The organism is Sediminibacterium sp. (assembly GCF_051860225.1).
Taxonomy (GTDB): domain Bacteria; phylum Bacteroidota; class Bacteroidia; order Chitinophagales; family Chitinophagaceae; genus Sediminibacterium.
Map to the genome: position 1 here is coordinate 789,551 of NZ_JBHYEI010000001.1, position 19,496 is coordinate 809,046.

The 19,496-nt window shown below is 37.3% G+C and carries 16 protein-coding genes; 12 read left to right on the forward strand and 4 right to left on the reverse strand.

The window, feature by feature from the left end; all coding sequences use genetic code 11:
* Window positions 1-7: 7 nt before the first annotated feature.
* From ACTIEI_RS03310 to ACTIEI_RS03330, 5 genes are read left to right on the forward strand one after another with little or no spacing between them, the layout of a single operon-like run.
* Window positions 8-1,519 carry a RagB/SusD family nutrient uptake outer membrane protein gene (locus ACTIEI_RS03310; protein WP_439504855.1) on the forward strand — a complete coding sequence of 504 codons (1,512 nt, stop codon included), beginning with the start codon at window positions 8-10 and terminating at the stop codon, window positions 1,517-1,519.
* 21 nt (window positions 1,520-1,540) lie between these two features.
* On the forward strand, window positions 1,541-3,616 hold the full coding sequence (locus ACTIEI_RS03315; protein WP_439504856.1) for a hypothetical protein: 2,076 nt from the start codon (window positions 1,541-1,543) through the stop codon (window positions 3,614-3,616).
* A gap of 18 nt (window positions 3,617-3,634) precedes the next feature.
* Window positions 3,635-4,531 carry a PKD domain-containing protein gene (locus tag ACTIEI_RS03320; RefSeq protein ID WP_439504857.1) on the forward strand — a complete coding sequence of 299 codons (897 nt, stop codon included), beginning with the start codon at window positions 3,635-3,637 and terminating at the stop codon, window positions 4,529-4,531.
* A gap of 3 nt (window positions 4,532-4,534) precedes the next feature.
* Window positions 4,535-5,560 (forward strand): family 16 glycosylhydrolase, encoded by a 1,026-nt coding sequence (locus ACTIEI_RS03325; RefSeq protein WP_439504858.1) that lies wholly within the window; start codon window positions 4,535-4,537, stop codon window positions 5,558-5,560.
* A 10-nt stretch (window positions 5,561-5,570) separates the two neighbouring features.
* Window positions 5,571-6,383: a glycoside hydrolase family 16 protein gene (locus tag ACTIEI_RS03330; protein ID WP_439504859.1), complete on the forward strand. Its 813-nt coding sequence runs from the start codon at window positions 5,571-5,573 to the stop codon at window positions 6,381-6,383.
* On the opposite strand, the gene ACTIEI_RS03335 is transcribed toward ACTIEI_RS03330, so the two are convergent.
* Both ACTIEI_RS03335 and ACTIEI_RS03340 read right to left on the reverse strand, forming a co-directional pair.
* The gene (locus tag ACTIEI_RS03335; protein ID WP_439504860.1) at window positions 6,377-7,849 is read right to left on the reverse strand and encodes a Fic family protein; all 1,473 of its coding nucleotides are present in this window, start codon (window positions 7,847-7,849) and stop codon (window positions 6,377-6,379) included. The two genes, ACTIEI_RS03330 and ACTIEI_RS03335, sit on opposite strands and share 7 nt — an antisense overlap.
* A gap of 153 nt (window positions 7,850-8,002) precedes the next feature.
* On the reverse strand, window positions 8,003-8,746 hold the full coding sequence (locus tag ACTIEI_RS03340) for a hypothetical protein (RefSeq protein WP_439504861.1): 744 nt from the start codon (window positions 8,744-8,746) through the stop codon (window positions 8,003-8,005).
* Between the two features lie 151 nt (window positions 8,747-8,897).
* Here ACTIEI_RS03340 and ACTIEI_RS03345 point away from each other — a divergent pair, with 151 nt between their 5' ends.
* Window positions 8,898-10,574 carry an ATP-binding protein gene (locus ACTIEI_RS03345; protein WP_439504862.1) on the forward strand — a complete coding sequence of 559 codons (1,677 nt, stop codon included), beginning with the start codon at window positions 8,898-8,900 and terminating at the stop codon, window positions 10,572-10,574.
* An 18-nt stretch (window positions 10,575-10,592) separates the two neighbouring features.
* Here ACTIEI_RS03345 and ACTIEI_RS03350 read toward each other — a convergent pair whose 3' ends face one another.
* Both ACTIEI_RS03350 and ACTIEI_RS03355 read right to left on the reverse strand, forming a co-directional pair.
* Window positions 10,593-10,886: a helix-turn-helix domain-containing protein gene (locus tag ACTIEI_RS03350; protein ID WP_439504863.1), complete on the reverse strand. Its 294-nt coding sequence runs from the start codon at window positions 10,884-10,886 to the stop codon at window positions 10,593-10,595.
* Window positions 10,887-10,933: 47 nt separating this feature from the next.
* The gene (locus ACTIEI_RS03355; protein WP_439504864.1) at window positions 10,934-11,677 is read right to left on the reverse strand and encodes a hypothetical protein; all 744 of its coding nucleotides are present in this window, start codon (window positions 11,675-11,677) and stop codon (window positions 10,934-10,936) included.
* Window positions 11,678-11,860: 183 nt separating this feature from the next.
* On the opposite strand from ACTIEI_RS03355, the gene ACTIEI_RS03360 reads away from it, so the two are divergent.
* From ACTIEI_RS03360 to ACTIEI_RS03385, 6 genes are all read left to right on the forward strand, one after another.
* Window positions 11,861-12,853: a helix-turn-helix transcriptional regulator gene (locus ACTIEI_RS03360; protein ID WP_439504865.1), complete on the forward strand. Its 993-nt coding sequence runs from the start codon at window positions 11,861-11,863 to the stop codon at window positions 12,851-12,853.
* Between the two features lie 89 nt (window positions 12,854-12,942).
* Entirely contained in the window at window positions 12,943-14,247 is a 1,305-nt protein-coding gene (gene rmuC, locus ACTIEI_RS03365) for a DNA recombination protein RmuC (RefSeq protein ID WP_439504866.1), read from the forward strand.
* 304 nt (window positions 14,248-14,551) lie between these two features.
* Window positions 14,552-15,871, forward strand: coding sequence for a DUF2779 domain-containing protein (locus ACTIEI_RS03370; protein ID WP_439504867.1), 1,320 nt, complete (start codon window positions 14,552-14,554; stop codon window positions 15,869-15,871).
* Between the two features lie 231 nt (window positions 15,872-16,102).
* Window positions 16,103-18,127 carry a DEAD/DEAH box helicase gene (locus ACTIEI_RS03375; protein ID WP_439504868.1) on the forward strand — a complete coding sequence of 675 codons (2,025 nt, stop codon included), beginning with the start codon at window positions 16,103-16,105 and terminating at the stop codon, window positions 18,125-18,127.
* Window positions 18,128-18,214: 87 nt separating this feature from the next.
* A complete protein-coding gene (locus tag ACTIEI_RS03380; protein WP_439504869.1) occupies window positions 18,215-18,961 on the forward strand; it encodes a hypothetical protein in 747 nt (248 codons plus the stop codon).
* Window positions 18,945-19,490 carry a BREX protein BrxB domain-containing protein gene (locus ACTIEI_RS03385; protein ID WP_439504870.1) on the forward strand — a complete coding sequence of 182 codons (546 nt, stop codon included), beginning with the start codon at window positions 18,945-18,947 and terminating at the stop codon, window positions 19,488-19,490. Before ACTIEI_RS03380 ends, ACTIEI_RS03385 begins: the two co-directional genes overlap by 17 nt.
* The last annotated feature ends 6 nt before the right edge of the window (window positions 19,491-19,496 follow it).

Sequence of the window (19,496 nt, forward strand, 5' to 3'; positions counted from 1 at the left end):
TACAACAATGAAAAAGTTCAACTATACAATCCTAAGCTTGGCCATGGTTTCCATGCTTAGTGTCTCCTGCAAAAAGTGGGTAGACTACGATCCAAAAGAAGATTTCATCATCACTGAAAAAGAATACCTGCGTTCAGAATCTGATTACAGAACAATGGCAGTAAGTGTTTACACACCTTTACAGTGGTTGAATCAAGCAGTAGTGGTAGGGGAAATTGCATCCGATAATGCAGTAGCGGGTGGCGAAAATGCATCTGATGTATTGAGCTTACAGCAAATAGACGACTACACGCATACGCCTATCAATAGTACATTACAAGAGTTATGGGTAAGTGCTTATGAAGGTATTAACCGTGCTAATTACATGACACAGTACAAGACTACGAACCTAGCCGGCGCAACGGTAAATTTTGCAGGTAAGGAAGCTTTGTACGGAGAAGTACATTTCTTAAGAGCGTACTACTATTTTACACTAGTAAAGTTTTTTGGAGATGTGCCATTATTTGTAGACAAACGTTTGGGATTAACCGATTCAAAATCTTTGAAGCGTGCACCCAAAGCAGATGTTTATAAGCAAATTGAAGCAGACCTAACGGCAGCAGTAGCGGCTTTACCAGCGGTACAAGTTCAAAAAGGAAGAATCACCAAATATGCTGCACAAGCCTTATTGGGTAAAGTATATTTATACCAAAATAAATTTACCGAAGCAGCTACTACATTAGAATCAGTAATTACTTCTAATGCATTTTCATTGGTATCCAACTTTGGTTCTATGTTTTTAGCATCAGGCGAAAATGGACCAGAGTCTGTATTCGAAATTCAGTATAGCAATACTTCGCCTTATTATAACTGGGGTGGAGCAACTAGAGGCCAAGGAAACTATGCCGTACAACAGTGTGGTGTAAGGGGATTAAACGGATCTGCAGCTATGCCATATGCGGCTGGTTGGAGCACCAATTTACCGACTACTAATTTGGCAGCAGCTTATACTGCAGGTGATCAAAGAAAAGAAGTAACTGTTTTAGATATTGAAGCCTATAAGAATGCTAATCCAAGTTTTAATATCACTTATCAAGTAGCACCTTACAAGAATACAGGATTATACAATCAAAAGTATTTGCCACGTAAGGGCGAAACATCTGGTCAAATTGAATTGAACTACACCAATAATTTCCGCATCATTCGTTATGCAGATGTATTGTTAATGGCTGCAGAAGCATTCAACCGTTCTGCTGCACCTAACGATGCAAAAGCTTTGACTTATTTGAATAGAGTAAGAGAGCGCGCATTTGGAAATACCAGCAATAATTTTTCTGGAGCGGGTACAGCATTAAGAGATGCTATTTGGAATGAGCGCCGTTTAGAACTAGCGATGGAGGGAGACCGATTCTTTGACTTAGTAAGAACTGGTCAAGCAGCAGCAAGAATCACCGGATTTAGAGTAGGCAAGCATGAAGTATTTCCTATACCTCAGCAAGAAGTGGAAATTTCGGGCTTACCTCAAAACAGCGGCTATTAATCAACCCACAAAAAAAATGATATGAAATCAATAAAATTTTTATTCAGCGCAGTACTGGTGGGATTGCTTTTCACCGGCTGTACCAAGAAGGAGTTTACGGATACTTCCTTTGTAGAATCTGCCAGCGTTCCAGATAAATTGGGCGCTTTGTTCACCATTACGCAAGACAATACAGGTTTAGTAACCATCACGCCAAGCGGAGAAGGTGCCATTTCTTATGATGTATATTATGGAGACGGAACAGCTGCTCCTGCAAAAGTTACTGCAGGAAAAAGCACTACCCATATTTATAAAGAAGGGGCGTATAATGTAAGGTTAGTTGCTTATAACGTTTCAGGAAAAACAAAAGAAGCATTACAACCATTAACCGTAACATTTAGGGCACCAGAAAATCTAGAAGCTACAGTAGATATAGATCCTAGCAATAACTTTAAAGTAAACGTTGGAGCAAAAGCTACTTACGAAACTTTTTTCCAAGTGTTTTTTGGAGATGTGCCTAATGAAGTGCCTACTAATTTTAACGAAGGACAAACAGTAAGTAAAGTTTATACAAGAACAGGAACTTACACGGTAAGAGTGGTAGCATTAAGTGGTGGAGCTGCAAAAACAGAAGTAACTAAAACCGTTACCATTGTTGATCCAGTTTTATTGCCAGTAACTTTTGAATCACCTACTTTAAATTATCAGTTCTTCAATTTTGATGGCGGTAATTCTAGTGTGATTGATAACCCACACAAAACAGGAATTAATACCAGTAACAGAGTGGGTAGAATGATTAAGGGAGCAGGACAGCCATGGGGTGGATCGGTGATGCCATTGAGTGCACCCATCGACTTCAGTACAAACAAGGTTTTCCGAATGAAAGTGTATTCACCAAGAGTGGGTGCAAAAGTGTTATTGAAAGTAGAAAATGCAGCCAATGGTTCAATTGCTTTTGAAAGAGAGCGTACCACAACAGTTGCCAATGCATGGGAAGAAATTGGATTCGATTTCAGTAGCATTAATACTGCCAATGTTTATAACAATATTGTGTTGATATTTGAATTAGGCACAGTAGGAGACGGCTCACCTAATTTCACTTTCTTATTTGATGATATTCGTTTGGCAGCAACTATGCCAACCAATCAAATAGATTGGCCAGTAACATTTGATGTAGCTGGAACTAATTACACGGTAACAGACTTTGGAAACAATGCGTCTGAGTTGGTGAATGACCCAACCAATGCTGCCAATAAAGTAATGAAAACCACCAAGCCAAATGGAGCTGAAACATGGGCTGGTACTACCATTGGAACACCAAGTGGTTTTGCAAGAGCATTGCCTATTACCACCACTACGTCACAAATGAGTGTGAGGGTGTATTCTCCAGCAGCAGGTATCAGAATTCGTTTAAAAATTGAAGACGCAGCCGATCCAACTAAATCAGTAGAAACCGATGCACTAACAACTGTAGCTAATGCATGGGAAACCTTGATATTCGATTTTGCTAAACAAGTAACTGGAACTGCAGCAATTAATGCAGCATACCGTTATGATAAGGCTTCTATTTTCTTTGATTTTGGAAATGCAGGAACTGGTAGAGTATTTTATTGGGATGATGTACAATACTTGAGCACTAATGTGGTAGCAAGTGTTGCTTTACCATTGAATTTTGAAAACACTGCATTAACCTACACATTCACCAACTTTGATGGAGGTGGAGCAACGGTGATTGATAATCCACATAAAACAGGAATCAATACCAGCAATAGAGTGGGTAGAATGATTAAGAGTGCAGGTCAACCATGGGGCGGTTCATTTATTGAATTAGGAGGTCCGATTGATTTTAGCAAGAAGACGTTTAAAATGAAAGTATATTCTCCAAGAGTGGGTGCTAAAGTATTGTTGAAAGTAGAGAATGCTACCAATGGTGCATTAAACTTTGAAAAAGAAGTAACTACAACAGTAGCCAATGGTTGGGAAGAATTAACCTTTGATTACAGTGCCATCAATACCGCGAATAGTTACCATAAAATCGTCTTGATTTTTGAATTGGGAACTGTAGGAGATGGCAGCAGTAATTTCACTTTCTATTTTGATGATATCAATCTTTTTTAATTGAATAAAACGAGCAATATGTTTAAAAATATAACCACCCTGTCTGCGTTTTTTGTAGGTGCAGTGCTATTGTTTTCGGGCTGCAAAAAAGCAGACTATAGCTTTGGCGCCATTAAAACGCCAACCGGACTCACACTCAACACAGTAGTAGCGGGTGCAAACGCAAGTAACCCGAATGGAAACGGAACTGGCAATGTGAGCATTAATGTAACCGCTACTAATGCACTCACTTATAATATTGATTTTGGCGATGGCAAAACACAAGTAGTGCCTACCGGATCAATTAATTATAGATATACTACACCAGGTACTAATGAGTATACCATTGTAGTAAATGCAATTGGAACAGGCGGAGCCATTAGCACCATCAGCAAAAAAGTGACTGTATTTGTTGCATTTGAAATTCCTACCAATATTGTAACTGCACTAACAGGTACCGGTTCTAAAACCTGGGTAACCGATAAGGGGGCAGTAGGCCATTTTGGAGTAGGACCGGCAAATGAATTTGCACCGGTTTGGTATGCAGCAACACCCGATTCAAGAGAAGCATGTGCATACGATGATGAAATCAGCTTTAGCAGAGACGCCAATAACAATATCACTATGACGATTGACAACAAAGGACAATCCTTTGCAATTGGCGCTGCCAGTGGATTCTATGGATTTAGTGGAGGCGATGCATGTTTTTCTATGAATATAGCAGCACCACGCAGATTGAGTTTTATGAATGCAAATACGGGTTCAACTGCAGCTAATTCAACAAGAATAGCGTTTACTGTACCAGGAAATGGAATCATCAACTTTGGAACAGGTGGAACCAGCTATGAAATATTGGCTATTTCTGCAACAGAATTAAGCTTAAGAAATATTGGTATAGATGGAAACTCTTGGTACCAAAAATTAAAAGTAAAATAGGTGATGAAGTATATTTTAAGTGTGATAACTATCGGATCTTTCTTGCTGCTTAGTTGCGGCAAGAAAGACACTGGTACTACAGTAGTAACGCCCACCAATCTTACGGTCAATGCAGTAGTAAGCACTGATAATAGTGGCAATGTGGCATTCACGGCAAGTGCAACCAATGCAAGTACCTATGATTATGATTTTGGCAATGGGGTGTTTCAAACAGTTCCTACGGGGATTGTAACTTACAAGTATCCAGCATCGGGCACTTATTCGGTAAATGTGATCGCTAAGAGCAGCACCGGACAAACCATATCGCAGCGAACAACCGTAACGGTTTCCGTAACGCAGTCGTTGATATTTTCAGATGAGTTTGATGCAAACGGAGCGCCTGATCCCTCCAAATGGGGATATGATATAGGCACAGGATCTAATGGATGGGGCAATAATGAATTACAGCATTATACCAATCGATTAGAGAATGCATTTGTATCGAACGGCACATTAAAAATCAGGGCCATTAAAGAAAATTTCAGTGGAAGTGCCTACACAAGTGCAAGAATATTGACCCAAAATAAATTCAGTTTCAAATATGGCAAAGTTGAAGTGAGGGCTAAACTACCTGTAGGTATTGGAACCTGGCCAGCCATCTGGATGTTGGGAAATAATATCACTACAGCGGGTTGGCCAGCTTGTGGCGAGATAGATATTATGGAGCACAAGGGATCACAGCTGAATCGAATACATGGCACCGTACACCACCCAGCAAGGTTTGGCGGAAATGCAGATGGGGGCACAAGGGATATCACCAATGCAACCACCGAATTTCAGATATACTCAATGGAATGGAATGCTACATCTATCAAGTTTTTAGTGAATGGAACTGTATTTCATACAGTAGCAAATACTTCAAGCTTACCCTTTAATCAAAATTTCTTTTTAATCATGAACCTAGCCATGGGCGGCACTTTCGGAGGCGCAGTAGAAAGCGGCTTTAGCAATGCCACTATGGAAATTGACTATATTAGGGTTTATCAATAGTAGTACAGTTATGAAGCAAACAAACAAAAACATCGGCAGTTACTTACTGGTGCTGCTGGTGTTTCTTTCTGCACAAACAAATTCGCAACCATTTAAAAAACTAGTATGGTCCGATGAATTCAATGGCAAAGGGTTACCCGATAGTACCAAGTGGGGATACGATGTAGGCAGAGGCTGTCCACAAAACTGTGGATGGGGCAATAATGAATTGCAATATTATACGGCCAAGAATACCAATAATGCCCGAGTAGAAAATGGCATGTTGATTGTAGAAGCACATAAAGAAAATGTAGCAGATGCAAAATATTCCAGTGCTAGATTAGTTACCAAAAACAAAGGCGATTGGAAATATGGACGTATAGACGTAAAAGCCAAACTGCCCGCAGGACGAGGCATGTGGCCTGCTATATGGATGTTGCCCACCGATTGGAAATATGGTGGATGGCCCCATAGTGGCGAGATAGATATCATGGAAAATGTAGGATTTTGGCCTGATTCTGTTTTAGGCACTGTGCATACCAACGCCTACAATGGCATGAAGGGAACACAAAAAACCAAGGGAATGAATTTCAAGGATTTGTCTACCGCATTTCATGTGTACAGTATAGAATGGGATGCAGAAGAAATTCGTTTTTACGTAGATAATCAACAGTACAATTCATTTAAAAATTCACATAAGAGTGTAGACGAATGGCCCTTCGATCAACGCTTTCACTTACTCATTAATATAGCAGTAGGCGGAAACTGGGGTGGACAAAAAGGGGTAGACGACAGCATCTTTCCGCAAAAAATGTGGATTGATTATGTACGCGTGTATCAATAGCGCAGTTTACCCTGACTCGGTAAATAAAACGCATGAGCAGAACGGAGGTAACGCTCCATTTCGTTTTTGGTATCTCCCAACACAGTAGCACTGAACGCATATACAGTTAACATAGACTCTATAAATGTGGCGAAGTCTTTGTGTAGGGAGATTTTATTAATGGTTAATTCGTACATAGTAGAATAGACGGTAGGAATGATGATTTTAGTTAGATTTTTAGAGGATAGCTCGGCATTCATCATCATGCGACCCAATACACCATTGCCATCTGCAAAAGGGCTCACTTCAGTAATCAAAAATAATACGTAAATGGCTTTGGCAAACGGATCTTGCAATAAAGTGTACCAATCAAATCCTTTGATAAGCGTTCCTTCAATCAATTGCCAAGGAACTAATTCGGAATTACCAGATAAGTTATTTCTTTCTTTAAAATTGCCTGGATTTTTATTTTTTCTTCCAGCAAAAATAAATGCATGACGTGCTTGAAGTAGTTGAATAAAATCTTGTGCAGTAATAGGACAGGTATTGATTTCTTTTTTGTTAGAAGTAATTTGGTAAGTATGCAAAAGGTCTTCTGCATCTTCAATACGACTAGTTATGGGCGATGCAGTTTCAACTATATGGCGGGCTTCCGATAATTCGAATTCGTTGCCTTCGATAAACTGCGAAAAATAGCTTTCAAAAAAAGCGAAGTGTTGAAAAGTGGCCGTTGATAAATTTTTTTCAGGATGACGGGGGTAAATATTACCTGCTAAATGCCCATATAATTCTTCTAATAATTTAATCGTAGGTAAATGGAATGGCTTACCTAAATAACCAGTTAAACTGTTTGAACTGTTGGTCTCAATTTTGTTGGATTGCGCTTGAACTGAATAAATCAGGTCAGATAAAATGCCTAGTTCTTTTTCTAATCCAAGCATGGGAGCCAACACTTTAGCTTGCTCTTTGATCCGAATTAATGCAGAATCGGAGTGAATTTGACTGATTTCAGCCAATTTTTGAATGATTTCGGCTGGTCTTAATGTTTTGGCTGCTTCCTCGTCTTTGCGAGAGGGCATACAGTTTTCTAGAAAAGCGCGTGCATCCTGAGAGCGGTATAGCTGCTCAAAAAAAGGCATATCATCTAAAATGGGACCCCTGCCTTTGAGCAAATGGATGGTAAGGCCGGGTAGTTCAATTATTTTAGTATAAGAATAGGTAGCAAAAATATGGCCGCTGGCAGTTGGCTTACATTCTAAAGCTGAGCGATGGCTTAGAACTGCATCAGGATAAAGGTTCGATAAAATTCGGAACCAGTTTCTCTTAACAATCGCTTCTGTATTATCAACTAGATTGGTAGTATAAACACGGGGCGCTATTTTATAGGCTAAACCTTTGCGAATCAGTTGTTGAATTCGCTTAGATTCGGAGGATTGGGCCGATCCAAAGAGAATTTCGGATAAAACAACTGGGTTATAATTTTCCATTAATCAATTCTTATTCCTTAATATGGGAAATAATTTTTAAAATATTGAATTTTATGGAAAATTTTATAATATTTGATGAAAATATGGGATAATATTTTAGAATAAGGCTAAAAGCGTGATTTGGAGCGGTGAATTCAGCTTTTTCTTCGAAAGCTAATTTAAAGCCTCCTCCAAATTGTCGAAATCGATGCCTAGGACTTGCTTAAAGTAATAGTCTTCTAATTGAAGTTTGGAATAATTTTCTAAGGGAACCCAAGTTTTGTCTTTGGATAAAAAGACTTCTATGGCTTCTATTTGAGGGAAGATTTTATAGTCCATTTTGGTACCGTCAATGGTAAAATAGCCTGGGTAAACAAAGTCCATTTTGGCGTCTTGGGCAAAATCCTTGGTAATCAGCATTAAGAATTTACCCAAACTGTATCGTTTGTAGTCGGGATGATAAAAGTGAAGGACAGACATCAGTGATTTTAAGCCCTTATCAAAAAAACCGACCGAAATTAATTGGTCTTGATCAAAAATCTTGATCATATAGGTATCAAAAACAGATGCTGCTGTATTTATTGCTGGTATACAAGCTTCGCAGGATGGATACCCATCAAAATTGACGCTGGCTAAATACAAGGCGTAAAGCGCTTCTATTTCTTCAGTAATATTTGCTTCTTGAATGATAAAGGAAAAGCCTGCACATTTTTTACGAATTCGTTTAGTGGTAGCCGTTTCTTTGGCTTTCTTTAGGTTGACTCTTAACCAAAAGACCGGATCATAAATAACGCTTTTACCATAGTTGCCCACAAATACCTCATTGGTGGTGAAAATATCGTTGCCCATTCTGAAATATCCATCCGCCAATACATAGTCTAAAGAATCGCCTTTGTAGATACCTAGTTCTAAACTCATAATGTGAATTTAGCGAACTGCTGTGCAACCTATTTGCATTGTGGAAATAAATCACTCTAATGGCCTTTTTTAACAAGACCTTTTCAGATGCGGAGACAGTTTGCCAATAGATGGTAATCAACTGGTTCAATTTTGCATCTCAAGCTTATCTATGCCAGCAAAAAAATTTGATCCCACCGTTTTGTTTCAATCTTGCCAGACTGTTTTTAAAACAACAAAGAACCAGCCAATACAACCAGCTGAATTGTTGAACCTTTCATCCGAAGTTGCTTTATTGTCTGATTTTTTTGGCGTTGATGAACTGGAAGTTTATTTGCTCACCTATTATATATGCAAATCGCTAAACGATGATAATATTTTTCTAGATAAATTGATAGAGCATTTTGGGGATGATTTAGCACAATTGCCAGCCATTAATAAAGCCATTTATTCCTTGATTAAAAAGGGGCGACTTCAAGAGAAAGCAAAAAATACCAATGGAAAAATAGATGCATTTGTTTCGGCGGTAATACATCCAAGAACCATCAAAGGTCTTTTGGAAGGCAGCAAAAAATCGCTTAAAAATAAGCCAGTAAAGAGTTTCATAGAACTTTTGGATGCAATTAATAAGCAAATTGATTTAAAGACTTATGACACCATTAGCGGAAATGCCATGCATGCAGAAGTAGAATCATTGCTCATTACGAACAAACATTTTAAGGAGCTACAATGGTTAAAGCAATTTAATTTATCTATTACAGAAAAAATATTTCTACTATTATTAGTGGCCGAAGCAATGGATAATATTGATGTGTCTAGTCTGTCTGATTTAATTAACAAAGCTGCTGTAACTAAACAAGAAGCGTATCAGTTTCAGAACTATTTAATAACAGGCATTAGCGCATTATTATTATATGATTTAATTGAAATAGAGCCCAATCAGTTTATGCAATGTGAATTGGGATCAATTAGTAGGCGTTGCTATGATCAGTTTTTTCATGAAGGAAATTTAATAAGGAAAAAAGCTTTTCACACTAGGGTTTCTACCTTGATTGAAAATGATAAGATTGAAGCGGAGCCTTTGTTTTTTAACGGGTCTGTTGCAAAACAAACAGGCACGCTCACGAAAGCATTACAAGAAGATCGTTACCAAGAGCTTCGTACTAAAATTAAAGGAACCAATAAGGGGTTTACTCTATTATTTCATGGTGCACCGGGGACAGGTAAAACGGCTCTGGTAAAACAAATGGCATTGCAATCGGGAAGACATTTATTGATGTCAGATACTGCTTCTATTAAAAATATGTATGTTGGAGAATCAGAGAAAAATATCCGAAGAATATTTAAAGAATATGAAGCAGCCAAAAGGCATTTTGCATTGCATCCCATTTTGCTATTCAATGAGGCAGATGCTTTGATTGGAAAACGTATTAATGTGAACAGCAGTGTTGATCAAATGAATAATGCTATGCAGAATATTCTGCTGCAATACCTAGAAGATTTTGAAGGCATTTTTATTGCCACTACTAATTTACCAGCCAGTTTAGACGATGCATTTAATAGACGATTTTTATACAAAGTAGAATTTAAAAACCCCGATAAAGAAGTTCGGATGCAATTGCTGGAGCATCATTTTCCCAGTTTACCACAGAGCTACTTAAAGCTGCTCAATGAACGCTACCCATTAACTGGTGCACAGTTGATGAATATAAATAAAAAATTATTGGTAGAGCAGCTATTGAGCCAAGATATAGACCAAGTATCGTTGTTAGAGCAATTATGTGCAGAAGAGCGTGCTTTATTGACTAAACACAAAGCCCAGCCTATTGGATTTATGAAGCGGGCTTAGTGATTAATAATTGTAAGCTTAATAAATAACTAGATCTGATAATTTAATTTTAAATATGAAGGCTATCTCTATTAAAGTGTCAATAGTAAAGTTTTGAGTGCCACTTAACCATTTTGTAATCTCAGATGGGTGTTTCCCAATTTTCTCAGCAAACTCAGACTTGCTCCAAGACTTTGATTTTATTAGATCTTCAATTTTAGCGGCTAGTTGCATTTTCAATTTTGCTTGCTCCATTTCTAAAGGAGTTACCTGCTTTAAAAGCTCATCTATTAATGGGCTTTTATATTTTCTGGCTTTATTAATGGAGTTCATTGTCGACATAACATTTCACTTATAAGTAAAATTAAAGATTTTTTCTTTTAATCAAGTTGGCTTAGTGGGTATAGTTTTTCCAAATCTGCCATGCTCGATTTTTTGTAGAAAACCAGGTTGTCTGGGGAGAGGATGAGTTCTTGAGCGATGGAGCTGATTTGTGTGGGCTCGGGTATGCCGTATTTTTCTTGCAACATTTTTCGGATGGCGGGATTGAGCTCTATCAAATGTTGCAAGAGGTTTCTGTAAGAGATATTGCTTCCGATTATGGTATGGATACCCACTGCGGGTCCGTTTAAAATAATGCGAAAGAGTTGAAAGCTTAAAGAAGCGGGCTTGGCCTTCACTAAATTCCAAATATCATCAATGAGTAGGAATTGGTAGGGAAGCTTGACCGTGTTCCATAAATTAAGGGCATGGTATTTTTCAAAAACGCTGATGCGCTTTTGCTTCATGATTCGCTGGCGAAACTGCATTTCTCGCAAAACAGCATTGTGCAATTTTGCACGAGTTGTATGGGTCCCGCTTTCGGGCTCGTCGGTTAAAAAATAGGACCATCCATTGGGGTTAGATGGTAAGTGGCGGCTGTTGGCGATTAAGAAATTGCCTGCTTGTTCGGCGGTTGTAATCCCACCGGAAAAACCTGCGGGCTTAGCCAGCGTAATCTGCGAAAAATACTGCTGCAACTCATTGGGAAAAGAGTAAGAAACCATTAATAGCGGCACTTGAGCCAGGTCTATATACTGTGGTTCGTTACTACTATTTAAACCTATGGTTAATGGATTTTTCAAGGGGACAAAATTACACTTATGGGAAGAAACAAAACATTACGTAACTTTATAAATAGTGCCAATAGCACAGGAAGTTATCCCCCCCGAAATACCCTTACCTGGCTATTGACGATGTAAAACTAAATGAGCAGTCTGCAACCTATTGGTTGAGCCAATTTTTTCATGATTGTAAAATGGGGGGATATGCCAAAAAACAAATCGGCTTTATTGCGTTACAGAATTATTGATGGATGCCTCACCAATTCCATGCACCCCTACCCTAGTTTAGAAGCTATCCAAAAAAAGATAGAGCAACAATTAGATAAATCAATATCGAGCTCTATGATCAATAAGGATTTTGCCGCTATGAAAGATATTTATGGAGCGCCCATTGCTTACCATAAAACCAAGGCTGGTTATTATTATACAGATCCAAACTTTTCGATACAAGAATTCCCGCTGACCGAAGCAGAAAGAGAGGCCCTAGATTTTTCTACGGCATTGCTCCAACAGATCAGGGGAACCAAGATTTTTCAGCAGTTTGAAAATGCTATTAATAAAGTAATTGAAGGATATAGAATCAGTAAAATCATTGGCGTATCGCAACGACAGTTTTTACAAGTAGAAGAACCAGTGCGGCCGCAAGACAGCCCTTACTTAGAGCAATTATTACAAAGCATTATACACCAACAGCCATTGGCTATTACTTACCAAGGATATGGCCGCGAACCCAAGCTGCATCAGTTCTCTGCGCATTTATTAAAAGAGTATCGCAACTGCTGGTATGTGGTGGGTTATTCGGATAGAGGCAAGAATCTATTGATGTTTGCATTGGATAGAATTAAAGATATAGCCAACAGTGATAGTGAGTATATTAAAGTGGATGGATTTGATCCCGACGAATTTTTTAAGTACTCTTTTGGTATCACACAGATACACGAAGCAAAGCCCGAGAAAGTTGTTTTGCAGTTTACAGCATTTCAAGCACCTTTTGTTTTGAATCAACCCTTGCATCATTCTCAAAAGTTGTTAAAACAGAATGCCGATTTTGTAGAAATAGAATATCATGTGTATATTACAACTGAATTAATTATGACCATACTTTCTTATGGAAAAGAGGTCAAAGTAATTCAACCCCAAACTTTAAAAGACCGAATCAAAGCTACTGTGCAAGAAATGGCTGCTCAGTATAAATAAAGATCCCTCCCCAATTTGTACATATAATAAACTAGTCTGCAAATAGGTTGCAGACACCACAATTATATTTGTTTGTAAAAACAATTAATATGGAGCCGATGGTATTTATTATTGGGGGAGCAGTGGTATTGTTAGCCATTTTAGCCACCTTATTTTACGCAAAAGCCAATACTGGCTCGCAGTTAACTGTATTGCAAGAACAGTTAAGGCAAAAAGAAATGCAGTTGCAAGAGCAATTGAGTTTTCGTGCCCTATTGCAAACAGAGAAAGAACAGTTGTTGGCCAGGGTTTCAAAAACAGAAGCCCAGTTAGAGAATAGCCAACAGGCATTGGTACAAGCCAAAGAAGCCAGCGATAAATTAAGCACCCAATTAAAATTAGAGTTTGCAGAAATAGCGCATAAAGTGATGCTCAACAATAGCGAGCAAATGCGTGCCAAGAGCGAGGAAAAAATTGGAGAGCTCCTTAATCCCCTTAAAACAGAACTGGGAGAATTCAAGAAAAAAGTGGACGATGTATATATAGCGGAAGCCAAAGACCGACATGTATTAAAAGCCGAGATAGATCGACTCATCACCATGAGCCAACAAGTAAGTCAGGAAGCCAATAATTTAACATCGGCATTAAAAGGCAATAATAAAACGCAGGGCAATTGGGGAGAAATGCTGTTAGAAAGTATTCTGGAACACAGCGGACTCGTGAAGGGCCGCGAATTTGTAACCCAAGAATTTATTAAAGACCCTGGCGGCAATATCATTAAAGATGAGGAAGGACGAGGCTTACAGCCCGATGTAATGGTGTATTATCCAGATCAGCGTACCATTATTATAGACTCTAAAGTTTCGTTGGTGCATTGGGAACAATATGTAAACAGCGAAGACGAAACAGAAAGAACCAAGGCATTGAATATGCACTTGGCATCTATTAAAAGTCATATTGATGGACTGAGCAGAAAGAACTATCCCAAATATGCGAAGGCATTGGATTATGTATTGCTCTTTGTTCCCATTGAGCCTGCTTTTTTAGAAGCAGTTAAAAAAGATATCAATCTTTGGAAGTATGCTTATGATAAACATATCATGTTGGTAAGCCCAACCAATTTATTGGCTGTGTTAAAAATTATAGCAGACCTCTGGAAAGTAGAACAACAAAATCAAAACGCGATTGAGATAGCCGAGAAAGCGGGGATGATGTATGATAAGTTTGTGGGCTTCATCAGTAATTTAGAAGATGTGGGAAAGAAGATTGGTGCAGCACAAGAATCTTATAACGTAGCGTTTAATCAGTTGAGTACTGGTAGAGGAAATTTGGTAGGTCGTGCAGAGGAATTAAAGAAGATGGGAGCAAAAGCGCAGAAGCAGATTGCAGATAAAATATTGTATGATTTGCAATAGAATTTAATTGTGGCGAATTCGCCGTAATTAAAAAGAGTGATTAAATAAACATTGACCATTTCGTTGACGTCAACAAAATGGTCAGAAAATGGAGCTAAAAGTATCATTTCGTTGAGTCCAACAAAATGATAGATAGAGAATAAAAATTTTGCGCAAAGTGCTGAAAAACGGCCCTTTTCGCAAAAAAATACTTTTAAAAACTATAATGATCATTTTGCCGATATCGGGAATATGATTAAAAACAATAAATAATAAATAATAAATGCCCCTTCCACCCCGTCATATCTTATCTAAGTCAACCTTTATGTATGGCTGCCAGTGCCCCAAGCGCTTGTGGTTGCATAAATACAAGCCAGTGTTAAGGGATGAAATGGATGAAGCACAGCAAGCGGTATTTCAACAAGGAACAGATGTAGGAAAGTTAGCAGAGCAATTGTTTCCAGGGGGAGTAGACGCGCGGCCAAAAGATAGTTTCTCTTATCAGCAATCAGTAGCCGATACGGCGAAGTATATAGCCAATGGACATGAAGTGATTTATGAAGCGGCATTTCAATACGAAGGGATGTTTTGTGCGGTAGATATTTTGGTAAAGCAAAATGACCAGTGGTATGCTTATGAAGTAAAGAGTACCACTTCTGTAAAACCACAACATATACCTGATGCCGCATTTCAATATTATGTGATTACCCATGCAGGATTGGAACTGGCCGATTTTAGTATTATCCATTTGAATAATCAATACATCCGCAAAGGCGATTTGAATATACAAGAACTGTTTGCGGTATCTTCTGTGTTAGAGGATATTTTATTAGAACAGGATTTTATTCATTCACAGGGGGAGAGCTTGAAAGAAATGCTGCAAAATAAAAATGAAATGCCCCAAGTAGAAGTGGGAGATCATTGTGACAAGCCCTATCCATGCGATTTTCAGGGCTTTTGTTTTAAGGGGATTGAAGCTGACGAACCCGATTATGGTGAACCCCATATTAACCAAGCAGCCATACAAGCCTTTCTTGAACAAATTGAGTATCCTATTTATCATATTGATTTTGAATCATGGAGTGCAGCAGTACCTGAATACGATGGACACTGGCCATACCGACAGGTTTGTTTTCAATATTCAGTACATGTAGAAAGCGCAGCAGGTGCAGAGCCAGCACACTATGAATATTTAGCCAAAGGAACGCATAGCAGTAGCTTAGAATTTTTAGATGGTTTGTTAAGTGTATTGGGTGAAGTAGGCTCTATATTGGTGTATAACAAAAGCTTTGAAGCCACCAGATTAAAAGAGTTGATGCGCGAACATCCACAACATACAGCAGCGGTTGAAAATATATTGGAGCGACTACTCGATTTAATGCAACCCTTTAGAAAAGATTATCGCTTACCTGAAATGGAAGACTCTTATTCTATTAAGTACGTATTGCCTGCATTGGTGCCAGAGTTGAGTTATAATGATTTAACCATTGGTAATGGAGGTGATGCGAGTACTGCTTTTTATGAATTGAAAAATACGATAGACCCAGATGATGTTGAGCGTACTCGAAAAGCTTTGCTAGAATATTGTAAAATGGATACTTGGGCGATGGTGAAGTTGTTGGGGGTGTTGAGGGGGAAGGAATAGAATTTAAAATATAAAAAGAGGTTATTCAAATTAAAATTATAAAAAATGGCAAATTGTCACGGTAAAGCAGCAGGAACAACATGTGCGGGTACATTATATAAATGCCCCAAGTGCGGACTTTCTGGTTGCAAAAATGTCCGTAATGGACAAAAGTGTAATAATAATATAACCAAGGATTCTGGCGGTACATGTAGAAACTGTGGTACTCACTTAAAACCGCTTTAATACAATATGCCCGAGTTATATGATTACCAAGTTGAAGCTGTTAATAATATATTAGATGCCTTTAAGGTAACTAATAAGATAATGTTGCAAATGCCTACCGGCACTGGAAAAACAGAAGTGTTTTGCGAAATTATCAGAAATAAAATCTATCAAAAAAGTGGCACTAAAAGAGTACTAATACTCGTTCATAGGCGACACTTAGTAAAACAGATCAATAAAAGACTGCTGAAATTTGGTTTGAACTCGGGTATTATAATGGCGGGAGAAAAACCAACAAGTGAACAAATACAAGTAGCTAGTATTCAAACCGTTGTTAGAAGAGATGTAATTAATTGGCCTCATCCCGCACAAGTTGCGTTAATAGTTATTGATGAAGCACATCATGCAACCTCTTCGACCTATAAAAAAATATTCAAACATTATAGTAGCAATCAATCCATTAAATACTTAGGCGTAACAGCAACCCCTTGTAAAACAGATAAAACAGGTTTTAAAGATATTTTTGATCAATTGATTGTATCATATTCAATTAAAGAATTTATCCAAAAAAATTATCTAGCAGGATTTAGACATTTGGCAACAAGAACCCGATCTTTCAATTCAGTAAAAATTGATCCTATAAGTGGTGATTATGCAGTAGAAGCTTTAGGAGAGCACATGAGTGATTATACAATTATGTCTGAGTTGATTGGAGCATATAAAGAGCATGCCAATAATGCAAAATGCATAATATTTGCGGCTAGTGTAAAACACTCAAAAAACATTGTAGAAAGATTTCTAAGTGAAGGAATCACTGCTGAATCTATTGATTCAAACACCCCTGAAAATGAAAGGAAAAATATTTTAGAAAAATTCGAGAAAGGTAAAATTCAAATTTTAAGCAATTATCAAATTTTTACAGAAGGATTTGATTGTCCCGCAATTGAAGTTGTAATGCTTGCTCGACCTACTAAGTCTTTTCCCTTATATCTTCAAATGATTGGTAGAGCAATCCGAAAAAAAGAAAATAATGCTCCAGCCTTAATTCTTGATAATGCATGTTTATGGAAAACTCACGGATTAATTACAAAGGATATTCAATGGAGTTTATCTGGTGCTGAAACTTCTAATAAGGTAGTTTCGGTAAGAAATAAAGAAAGTGGCGAAGTCGTTGAGATTCAATCAAACAAAGTGATTGAAGATGAGAGTCTAGAGATGGAAGAAATTTCTCGCTTTAATGATGACAAAAAGGAAATAAAAAAGACTTCCACTCAAATAGACAAGAGGGATCTTGCCTTAAAAAAATGGGCAATAATTCAGGAATTTAAAAGTCATGAGCTGCTTTTGCATAATAATCAGAATAACATTAACTCAAATCGAAGTGCAATAATTACCCCTGTCTATCTGAATAATGAATTAGTAAAGTTGGATAAGCATACAAATTTGTTTGGGTACATTAAAGAGGTATGTAATTTAACTAAGCTTCAAAAAAATAATTCGGTTGTTGTTAAATGGACTAATCAATTTGGCATTAACTATGAGTATGAGTTTAAAAATAAAAATTTTAAAGTTGAATATGAATACATGATTACCCCTAAATCAAAGCTTTTATTTCTAAATGAAATTGATGAATCAAATTGTTATAACATATCACATCAAGATATACAACTCATTCTTTCAAATGAAAACTTTGTGACTAAATATGTAGTCTCTACTTTTTATGGAACTAACTGGAGTAGTTTGAGATTATTAAAAACAGGAAAAGTGTTTGATTTTCTAAAAACGACATCAAATCTTGGGCAGGTGTTATTTTTTTTCTATGATCGAAGTAAATTTCAAAAAATTAAAGCAAAAGAAAAGTTAGGTACAAATCCTATTAATAGAATTAAAAAATCAGATAAAGTAAATCAGCCTTCGTTGGGTGCATCTTTTATAAAAGAGAGATTAAAAGCAAAAAAAGAAGGAAAACCCTTGCCCAGTTTAGATAGTTTTATAGAAAGTCAAAAACGCACAAATACTAATGCCGATATTTTTAATGAGTTTCTAGAATAACTATTTTAATCTTTTAATTCTGTTGCTACATATTATTTGGGCTTAACTTTGAGAAGCTGTTAACTTTTATGGGATTATTATAAGAAAATGGAACAAATAAATAAAAAAGTAAAAACTATTCATACTAGCAGAACAATAATGTATGCTGAGTTAGAAAAAGTTATGGCCTATTCAATTGAAGGGGATAATTTTTTGGAATCATTGGGACATAATGTTACTGGGAAAAAGTCTAACTCTGGAGTTGAGAAAACTGCTAACTATTTGAAACGTCTTTATAGTTTTGATATTCAGTTTCCATCATTTTTGGCTTTTAAATATTTTTGGAAAATAACAGAACCTAATGAGAGGCCATTGATTGCATTTGTTTATGCGGTTAATCAGGATGATTTATTGGCTGAAAGTATACAGGTTTTACAGAGCGTTAATCTAGGTGAAAAAGTAACTGTTGAATTATTTGAAGAAGTGATAGGAAAATATCATCCTAATCAATATTCAGCTAATACACGGAAATCGACAGCTAAAAATATTGCTAGTTCGTGGAAACAGGCTGGTTTTATTCACGGAAAGTTCAAAAACCTTAGAATTCAAAGAGAGGTAAGTTATAAAGTAGCCTGCTTCGCTTTTTTGTTGGCTTACTTAAATGGCGTTAGAGGAGATTTTATATGGAATAGTATAACAGTAAAGGCATTGTGTTTGCCAGAAAGCAAACTCCGTGAATTTGCCGTAGAATGTTCTCGAAAAGATCTTATGCAATATCAAAATGCAGGAAGCGTGACAGCAATAAATTTTACAAGTCTTTTAAATAAAATCGGAATAAATGGCAACACGAATTGATCTATTGGTTGAGGCTTATGAAAAGGTTGTAAAAGAACCATGGTCCACGGCATTATCAGGGCAGGAAAGGATTTGGTTTTTGGTATATGATCCAGCTGAACAACGCAAAGTTGATTTGCGATTAGGGGATTTTGAGACAGCTGCCATTAAAGCTGGAAAAAAATGGAAAAGCATTTCTTTAAAATATTGTTTTCCATCTTGGATGGCTAATCATGAATACAAAGAAGATTATTTTAGCAGCCCTGAATATATAGTTGACCAATTGGAGGCGGAGTTTATTCCGTATACTATTCAATTTTTAAAGAATGAACTTAATAACATTCAACAGGATGATCATACGTTGATTGCATTGAAAGATGTTTCTGCACTTTTTGGATTTGCTCGCCTTTCTGAAATCTTAAAAAGCTGCGATAAAGATTTCAAAGGACGGTTACTCATTTTTTTTCCAGGTGAATTTGAACAGAACCATTATCGTTTACTCGATGCCAGAGATGGTTGGGACTATTTAGCAAGGCCAATAACATTATAAAATGTC